General features: G+C 46.4%; 1 protein-coding gene. It reads right to left on the reverse strand.

Annotated elements, in window-relative coordinates:
• Positions 1–494: OmpP1/FadL family transporter (locus A3756_RS04625; protein WP_197481167.1), on the reverse strand; the 494-nt coding region annotated here is incomplete at both ends.

A 494-nucleotide genomic window follows, 5' to 3' on the forward strand; every position in this document is an offset into this window, starting at 1 on the left:
TAACTCTAACCCAAACCTGACATCCAGACGAGAATTAACATGCTTAGTTAAACCGAAACCAAAGTGCCAGGTATCACGTAAGCCAATAGGCAAAGTCAGAGAACGACCTGTGACCAACCCCGACAATAGTCGAGCTGTTGTTAGCATTTCCAGAGTTCTATCAAAGTAAAAAGTCCATTCTTCCCACTGACTCCAATCAGTCCATGTCGCATCCACATTGAGGGTATAATCAGGAGTAAGGCGAACTCTCATACCCGTCTTAAACATCTGAGGGATTTTCAAGTCGAGGTTCACATTCCCGGATTCATAGGGAACACCTCTTGGGAGGCCCAGTATTGCAGCGGTAATCGCACCAATGATTGACGCGTTAAAACCGTTCCAGAAAGCTGTCCACTCATCGGTATAGTCCATGAAGAACGTACCTTTAAGCTCCATATCTGCTTCGCTGTAATAGGTTGCTCCCCACGAGAACCAATCTGTCGGCTCCCACAACA

This window comes from Oleiphilus sp. HI0086 (assembly GCF_001635225.1).